The 8,305-nt window shown below is 35.4% G+C and carries 8 protein-coding genes and 1 pseudogene; 7 read left to right on the forward strand and 2 right to left on the reverse strand.

Annotated elements, in window-relative coordinates; translation table 11 throughout:
• A pseudogene (locus PN497_RS07990) lies at positions 1–411 on the forward strand (hypothetical protein); the annotation flags it as partial.
• On the opposite strand, the gene glsA reads toward PN497_RS07990, so the two are convergent.
• Positions 408–1,322, reverse strand: coding sequence for a glutaminase A (gene glsA / locus PN497_RS07995; RefSeq protein WP_096565399.1), 915 nt, complete (start codon positions 1,320–1,322; stop codon positions 408–410). The pseudogene PN497_RS07990 and the gene glsA sit on opposite strands and share 4 nt — an antisense overlap.
• Before the next feature lie 57 nt (positions 1,323–1,379).
• Here glsA and PN497_RS08000 point away from each other — a divergent pair, with 57 nt between their 5' ends.
• From PN497_RS08000 to PN497_RS08020, 5 genes are all read left to right on the forward strand, one after another.
• Complete coding sequence (locus PN497_RS08000; protein ID WP_096565402.1) at positions 1,380–2,858, forward strand: thioredoxin-like domain-containing protein; 1,479 nt, start codon at positions 1,380–1,382, stop codon at positions 2,856–2,858.
• Between the two features lie 290 nt (positions 2,859–3,148).
• Complete coding sequence (locus PN497_RS08005; protein WP_096565403.1) at positions 3,149–3,505, forward strand: hypothetical protein; 357 nt, start codon at positions 3,149–3,151, stop codon at positions 3,503–3,505.
• Between the two features lie 81 nt (positions 3,506–3,586).
• Positions 3,587–3,775 (forward strand): DUF4089 domain-containing protein, encoded by a 189-nt coding sequence (locus tag PN497_RS08010; RefSeq protein ID WP_096565405.1) that lies wholly within the window; start codon positions 3,587–3,589, stop codon positions 3,773–3,775.
• Positions 3,772–5,154 (forward strand): AtzE family amidohydrolase, encoded by a 1,383-nt coding sequence (locus PN497_RS08015; RefSeq protein WP_096565407.1) that lies wholly within the window; start codon positions 3,772–3,774, stop codon positions 5,152–5,154. The genes PN497_RS08010 and PN497_RS08015 overlap by 4 nt, the downstream gene beginning before the upstream one ends.
• A gap of 162 nt (positions 5,155–5,316) precedes the next feature.
• Positions 5,317–6,417: a hemolysin family protein gene (locus tag PN497_RS08020; protein WP_096565408.1), complete on the forward strand. Its 1,101-nt coding sequence runs from the start codon at positions 5,317–5,319 to the stop codon at positions 6,415–6,417.
• Between the two features lie 58 nt (positions 6,418–6,475).
• Here the strand turns inward: PN497_RS08020 and PN497_RS08025 are convergent, their stop codons facing one another.
• Positions 6,476–6,712, reverse strand: a complete 237-nt coding sequence (locus PN497_RS08025) for a hypothetical protein (protein ID WP_096565410.1) — start codon at positions 6,710–6,712, stop codon at positions 6,476–6,478.
• A 171-nt stretch (positions 6,713–6,883) separates the two neighbouring features.
• Here PN497_RS08025 and PN497_RS08030 point away from each other — a divergent pair, with 171 nt between their 5' ends.
• Positions 6,884–8,053, forward strand: a complete 1,170-nt coding sequence (locus tag PN497_RS08030) for an NAD(P)/FAD-dependent oxidoreductase (protein WP_096565412.1) — start codon at positions 6,884–6,886, stop codon at positions 8,051–8,053.
• Positions 8,054–8,305: the final 252 nt, after the last annotated feature.

Raw genomic sequence — 8,305 nt, forward strand, 5'->3', positions numbered from 1 at the left:
GTTCCAGAAATTGAAGTTTCTCCTATTCCTCAACCACAGGTAGAACCCAAGACAGAAAAACCCACAGTTCCAGAAATTGAAGTTTCTCCTATTCCTCAACCCCAGATAGAACCCAAGACAGAAAAACCCACAGTTCCAGAAATTGAAGTTTCTCCTATTCCTCAACCACAGATAGAACCCAAGACAGAAAAACCCACAGTTCCAGAAATTGAAGTTTCTCCTATTCCTCAACCACAGGTAGAACCCAAAGTAGAAACAACTCCTACTCCAGAAATTGAAATTCGTAAAACACCCGCTGACTCATTAGAAACAGAGGAGTTGAAACCAGAAACAACAGAAAAAACAGGTTTAAACAGATTAAGTGAGTATTTTAAGAATCGAAATGTAATTAAACCCGAAGAGAACAATTAACTAAAAATACTCAGTTGCAAATTTTGCGATAAAGTTTCCATCAAGGTCAGACCAGCTACAGAATTACCTATACTATCTAAAGCAGGACTGTAGCTGGCTATAGCTCCTTGATTTGGTACTATTGCTATCAAAGCCCCACTTATACCCGATTTCATGGGTAAACCAATTTTGACTGCATAATGAGGAGAAGCTTCATATAGTCCACAAGTTAACATTAAAGCGTTAACAATTTGGCGATGTTGGGAATTTATAAAACTACTTTTACAGGCTAATAATTTTCCTAATTTCGCTAAATCTTCCACAGTACCAGAAATACAGCATATTTGCTCATAAGTGTCAAGAGCCAATTCAATATTTTCAATGTGTTGAGTTTGGTAGAGATATTGAGCGATCGCCACATTTACCTGAGAACGAGTAGCACGCACGGAAGCCAACATTTCTACATCTAAATATAGTTGACTACCGGCTAATTTATTCAACCACTGACAAAACAACTGAGTGCGATGATTTCCATTTTTACCTGGTAGCTTATCAGCTAAAGTAATAGCACCACTATTAATCATTGGGTTGCGGGGATGTCCATGATCAGCCATTAACTGTTCTAAAGAATTAAAAGGCATTGCTGAAGGTTCAACACCAACCGAGTTTAAAACATTTGCCGTTCCTAAATGTTCCAACAGATATAGTAAAGAAAAAGGTTTAATCACACTCATTAAAGGAAATATACAAGCGTTATCTCCTAAAGTGTAATTTTCTCCTGACTGACAATAGATATGAACAGCCACCCAACTAGGGTTAGCTACAGCTAAAAGGGGTATCCGTTGCATCACACTTCCTTGTGTTGCTTGGTTTTTCCCTTGCTGAACCCAGAGAGATAAATTATTTATATTGATGTCTTGGAGTTGTATCAAAATGCTGATCTCAATCTTAAAATCTACAATAATCTTCTACAATAACCTAAAATTACTATGATTCCTCGTGTTAGAGCGCCAGAATTACCAGAAAATTACCCTTGGTTAAATACAGATAAACCCTTATCTCTAAAAGCACTCAGAGGGAGAATTATCATTTTAGACTTTTGGACATACTGTTGTATTAACTGTTTGCACATATTACCAGACTTAAAATATTTAGAACGTAAATATCAAGAGATTATAACAGTTATTGGTGTTCACTCTGGAAAATTTGACAACGAGAAAGAAATTGAAAATATCCGTCAAGCGATATTGCGTTATGACATTGAACATCCGATTTTAGTTGATAGTGATTTTCGGGTTTGGGAACATTATACTATCAAAGCTTGGCCTACTTTAATTATTATTGATCTACAAGGATATGTGATCGGGCAATTTGCAGGAGAAGGACATCTTCACAAGATTGAAAACATGATCATTCAGATTTTGAGTAAAATCCCAAATCACATTAATATTCAACCATTAAAATTCACCTTAGAAAAACAGCATCAAACATTAATTACACCCTTAGCTTTTCCAGGTAAAGTTTTAGCTACACCAGACGGTTTATTTATTGCTGACTCTGGACATCATCGCGTAATTATGAGTAGTTTACAAGGGGAAGTTATTGATATAATAGGAATAGGTAAACGGGGTGTAAAAGATGGTAATTTTCAAAGTTGTGAATTTTCTGCACCTCAAGGAATGACTTATGATAGTGACACTAAAAGTCTCTACATTGCTGATACAGAAAATCATCTTTTAAGAAGAATTGATTTACCAAAACAAATTGTAGAAACTATTGCAGGAACAGGGAAACAAAGTAATATCATCTATCCTCATGGTGGTAAAGCCTTGGAAATAGAATTAAATTCACCTTGGGATCTAGTTAAAGTGGGAAATTCTCTCTTTATTACCATGTCTGGAAATCATCAAATTTGGGAAATGAATTTATTAACAAATACCATTCATAGCTATGCTGGTAGTGGCGCAGAAGGTTGTGTAGATGGGAATTTTCAAGAATGTGCATTTGCTCAACCTAGTGGGATAACTACAAATGGTAAAGAGTTGTTTATTGCTGATAGTGAAACCAGTTCTATTCGGGGGGTAGAAATATCAGAAAATGGTAAGGTGAGAACTATTTGCGGTAGTGGGATGTTATTTGGTTTTGGTGATGTAGATGGAATAGGTGAGGATGTGCGTTTACAGCATTGTTTGGGTGTAGAATATTTTAATCATCAGCTTTTTATTGCAGATACATATAATCATAAAATCAAATTAGTGAATCTGAGCAATGGGGAGTGTAAAACGATTTTATCAGGTGGGGAAAGTTGGGTTTTTTATGAACCTTCAGGGTTGAGTTTTTTTGGTGATTTTCTCTATGTTTGTGATACAAATAATCATGTAATTAGAAGGGTAAATTTAGAAACTTTGGAGGTGATAATAATGGAGTTTGCTGGTTTATGTGCGTCTGGTGTGTGTTTTCCATCTTGAGGATTTAAACAATAATTGAACGCAGATAAACGCAGATAAACGCGGATGATAATGGATGATTTTATGTAATCTTATCTGAAAACAATGTTACGTATTTTTACGGTATGATTAGTTAAATAATAAATATGATATCTTTATTATTGATGTAATTGAGTTTAATGATTTAGTATATTACTTGTTAGGTTGATGAACATGAAATATAAATTTATTCCTTTAGACTGTGATGATGATATATTGCTGATTAACAAAGAATTTAATCTATCTCAATAGCTTAATGATGAGGTAAAATGATGGTAACAGTATCAATTAAAGATGAATACATTGAAGTTTTATCCGCATTAGGAGATTTACAAGAATCAATGGATTTGGCGCTTAAACAATATACTCTTGATAAGATTGCTGTAAAAATTGCTGAACTGCGTCACCGAGATATTAAGTATCAAGAAAAATATCAGTTAGATTATTCTAGGTTTTGTCAGAAAATATATGAAGATGAAGAATTTCTTCAACAAATAGAAAATTCTGTAGATAAAACATGGGAGATTGATTTAGCTGATTGGGAATTTTGTCATAAAGGAGTTGAAGATTGGATAGAAAAATTACAGACTATTTTGCTGACATATGTAAAATTCTCTAATTGTTGCTAATTCAATATTTATTTAAAGGAGTATTAATAAATATGATATAAAACAAGATTAATAACAAATCACAAATTAAGTATCAAAAACATGGAAAATCAAAATTTAAATACCCTAGAATATGTGAAACAAATGTCGTTATTATTGGAATTACCAATTAATAATGAATATAAAGATGGAGTAATTGCCAATTTTGAAAGAATCAAATCAATAGCAGAAGTAGTCAATAACTTCCCTTTACCAGAAGAAATAGAAATAGCAACTACTTTTGAACCATGAATGACGCTGTAAATATATCTCAAAATGTCTTATCAGGTAAATTTAGCGCAGTTGAAATTACCCAAACAACCTTAAATAAAATATCCACCAAAAATAAAGAATTAAACTGTTTTACTGAAATTACCACAGAAACAGCTTTAAAAGATGCTGCAAATATTGACCAAGAAATTGCTCAAGGGAAAAATCCTGGTATATTAGCTGGTGTACCTTTTGCTGTTAAAAATTTATTTGATATAGCTGGTTTAACAACTTTAGCAGGGGCAAAAATCAATGCTGAAAATTTACCAGCTATTCAAGATGCAACCGCAGTTGCTAGGTTGAAAAAAGCCGGTGCAGTTTTGGTGGGTGCGTTAAATATGGATGAGTACGCTTATGGGTTTGTGACAGAAAATGCCCATTATGGTACAACTTGTAACCCCTATGATCTACAACGAATAGCGGGGGGTTCTTCGGGAGGTTCTGCTGCTGCGGTTGCTGGGGGTTTAGTTCCTTTTTCTTTGGGTTCAGATACGAATGGTTCTATTCGTGTTCCTGCGGCTTTATGTGGTATTTTTGGTTTTAAACCTACTTATGGCAGGTTATCCCGTGCGGGTGTCAAATTATTTTCTAGTAGTTTAGATCATATCGGACATTTTGCAACTTCTGTGAGAGATATTGCGACAATATTTGATGTTTTGCAAGGTGAAGATGAGCAAGATCCGGTTTGTACAAAACGTCCGATTGATTTATGTTTACCACAAATAAATAATGATATTTCTGGGATTAAAATTGCCATTGCAGATGATTATTTTACCGAAAAAGCAGAACCAGCAGCTTTAGCAGCAGTGGCAAAAGTTGCTCATGCTTTAAATTTTATTGAATATGTCACAATACCAGAAGCGAAAATAGCTCGTGCTGCGGCATTTGTAATTACAGCTTGTGAAGGTGCAAATCTGCATTTAGAAAACTTAAAATCCCGTCCTCAAGATTTTGATCCAGCAACGCGAGATAGATTTTTAGCTGGTGCTTTAATTCCTCATTCTTGGTATATCCAAGCACAACGTTTTAGAAGATGGTATAGAGATCAAGTGAGAGAGATATTTGCAAATGTAGATATAATTATTGCTCCAACAACCCCAATTCCTGCCCCATTAATTGGACAAAAAACGATGATGTTAGATGGTGAAGAAATTCTTGTCCGTCCACATTTAGGGTTGTTTACTCAACCATTGTCTTTTATTGGTTTACCTGTTTTATCAGTACCAATTAAGGAAAAAAATTCTCTACCTTTAGGAGTACAATTAATAGCTGCACCCTATAATGAAGCTTTGATTTTAAGAGTTGCCGCATTTTTGGAAGCACAGGGTATTGTTTCTGGTGGTTTACTGCATGAATTTTGACTTCTGAGGTTTCGCCAAATAAATTATGAAAATCTGTGAAAATTTTTATATTGAGAAATTTCCAAATCGCGTTACAATCATTAAAGCTTAAATGAGTTAATTAGCTGATTCAGCTTTTAGCTAACTCCAACCATCTATCTATTCCCAAACTTGGGAAATTATATGTTACAGCTAGTAATTACTGTTTGTGTACTGCTTTTAGGTTCAGCATTGTGTTCTGCTACAGAAACGGCGCTGTTATCTGTTCCCACATTGAGAGTGCGACAATTAGCGGAATTTAAAAAACCTGCCGCAGTTGCACTTCTAGCGATTCGTGAAAACATGAATCGGCCTATTGCCACAATAGTAATCCTCAATAATATTTTCAACATTATTGGAAGTATTATCACAGGTAGTATTGCAACTCAAGTATTAGGAGATAGATGGCTTGGTATATTTTCGGGAATATTAACTTTTCTGATTATTATTTTTGGAGAAATTATACCCAAGACAATTGGTGAGAGATATTCTGAACAAATTGCTATACTCACAGCCATACCTGTAACGGGAATTTCTTTGGTTTTTACACCCTTAGTATGGATTTTAGAAAATGTCACTGCACCATTTTCTCAAGGGAGAAAAAGACCAACAACCAACGAAGCAGAAATCAAACTCTTAGCAAATATTGGTCAGCAAGAAGGTATTATCCAAAGTGATGAAGCAGAAATGATTCAGAGGGTATTTAGATTAAATGATGTGACAGCATCTGATTTAATGACACCCCAAATTATGCTGACATATATACGCGGTAATTTGACCTTGGCTGAAGCAAAAGCAGATATTATTGCTTCCCAACATACCCGGATTATTGTTATTGATGAATCTATTGATCAAGTGATGGGATTTGCTTTAAAACAGAGTTTACTGACAGCGATGGTGGAAGGAAGTGGTGAACAAAAAATTGCTGATTTAGCTAGAAAAGTGCGCTTTGTTCCTGAGATCATTCGTGCTGACAAACTGCTCAAAAATTTTATAGAATCCCATGAACATCTTGCAGTAGTAGTAGATGAATATGGATGTGTTGCTGGTGTGATTACTTTGGAAGATGTGCTGGAGGTAATAACTGGTGAAATTGTAGATGAGACTGATAAAACGGTCGATTTACAAGAAATTGCTAGGAAGAAACGAGCAAAAATGTTGCAGTCTATCAATACTCTTCATACTGGAGAAAAAACTGAAGAAAAACATGATAACTATGATCTAAAAATAGGAAACACAAATTAATTTAAAATTCCAAATTTTTGCAAAATAAGCTACGCGAAAAAAACTTAACATCCAGGAATTAAACATTGTGAACTCCCGGAGGATAAATAACTTTTCCTTGATATTTATCTTCATAACCTAAGAGTGGTTTCACCATAAAAAAGTCTTCAGGAACATTAAAAGGACATTCTATTTGATAATTTATGGCTGCTTGAAAACCAAAGGGGTGATAAAGTTTGGGATATCCCAAAACTACAACTAATGCTTCTCCTCTATTGTCTGCTAGTTCTAGTACAGCACGGCGTAAATAAACCAACCATTCTCAATCGCTAAAAAGCTTACGACCTATTATTTTTGACTTTTGACTTTTGACTTTTGACTTCCGCGAAGCGGTACTAGTGTGTTGACTTTTGCTATGGTTGGATAGTCGAGGATATTTTCAGCACGGATTTTCATAATCAAATTGTAATTATTTATGTAATTATTTATGAAAGTGTATGATTGGATTGTGGTTGGTGCAGGAATTACAGGTGCTGCACTTGCTTATGAATTAGCAAAAACGGGGTTTTCGGTACTGCTGCTAGAACAAGACAAAACACCACAAAATGCTACTCGCTATAGTTATGGTGGAATTGCTTATTGGTCTGGTACAACACCTGTGACACAACAACTATGTCAAGAAGCGATCGCTCGTTATCAAATCCTAGCGCCAGAATTAGATGCTGATATCCAATTCCGAGAATTAGATTTATTACTAACTATCGCTAATGATACTGAACCAAAGGTAGCAGCCGCATCCTATTCTCATCTTAGCACACCACCCCAGCTATTGAGTGTTCAAGAAGCTTGTGAGTTAGAACCATTACTCAATAAAAATGCTATCTCTGGTACTTTAACTGTCAAACATGGTCATGTCCATCCGCAAAAACTAAGGCAAGCATACATTCAAGCATTTCTACGTCTGGGGGGAGAAATACAGTTTACCAAAGTATTAGAACCTACATATATTTTTGCCGCTGACAAAAGTTTTAGAGGTGTAAAAACAACCACGGACACCTTCCACAGTGCTGATATAGCCATTTGTACTGGTGGAATGAGCCGAAAATTATTAAAATCAGTAGGTATTTCTGTGAAAATTTATTTTTCTCATGCAGAAATAATTGAAACTCCATCAGTGGATCTGCGGTTACGCACCTTAGTCACACCGGCGATTTTACAACGCCTTCAATTAGAAATTGCATCAACTCAAAATGATCAATTATGGGATCAACCTGGTGAAATAGTACCACCTATTTTAGATGCAGGTGCAGTCCAGTTTCTTGATGGTAGTTTGCGTTTAGGTCAAATTAGTCGTATTCTTACAGATCCCCATGAACAAATTAACTCAGAGGAAAGTGAAAAATGGTTGCGAACAAGTATCACCCACATATTACCAGCTTTGGGAAATTTACCAGGAACTTGGCATCATTGTTTAGTTGCATTTAGCAAAGATAAATTACCTTTAATTGGTACTATTCCCGAATTTGAACATATTCATATTTTCTCTGGTTTTAGCAGTCCGTTTGTTTTTGTTCCACCTTTAGCACAACGCTTTGCTAAATTTCTATCTGGACAGGAAGATAAGATTATTGATCAGTTGTTGACGCTACCCGCCTGAAAAGGACGGGGATTCTTGTTTCAATGGTAGGGACAATTCATGAATTGTCCCTACATCTTTTTCGGAGAGGTCTAATTAGGGGTTGCTGAGAAAGTCTTTCCGTGAGGGCATAGGAGTCAGGAGTCAGGAGTCAGGAGTCAGGAGGAGATTGGAAAATTTCTTTGCCATCTCTTGAAATCCCAAAAAATGCACACTTTTTCCGGTATACCCTTCAAAACCCTTGCACTAATTTCTGTGTTTATCAGCCTCTAA

Origin of the sequence: Sphaerospermopsis kisseleviana CS-549 (genome assembly GCF_028329225.1) — a bacterium.
Lineage (GTDB): Bacteria > Cyanobacteriota > Cyanobacteriia > Cyanobacteriales > Nostocaceae > Sphaerospermopsis > Sphaerospermopsis kisseleviana.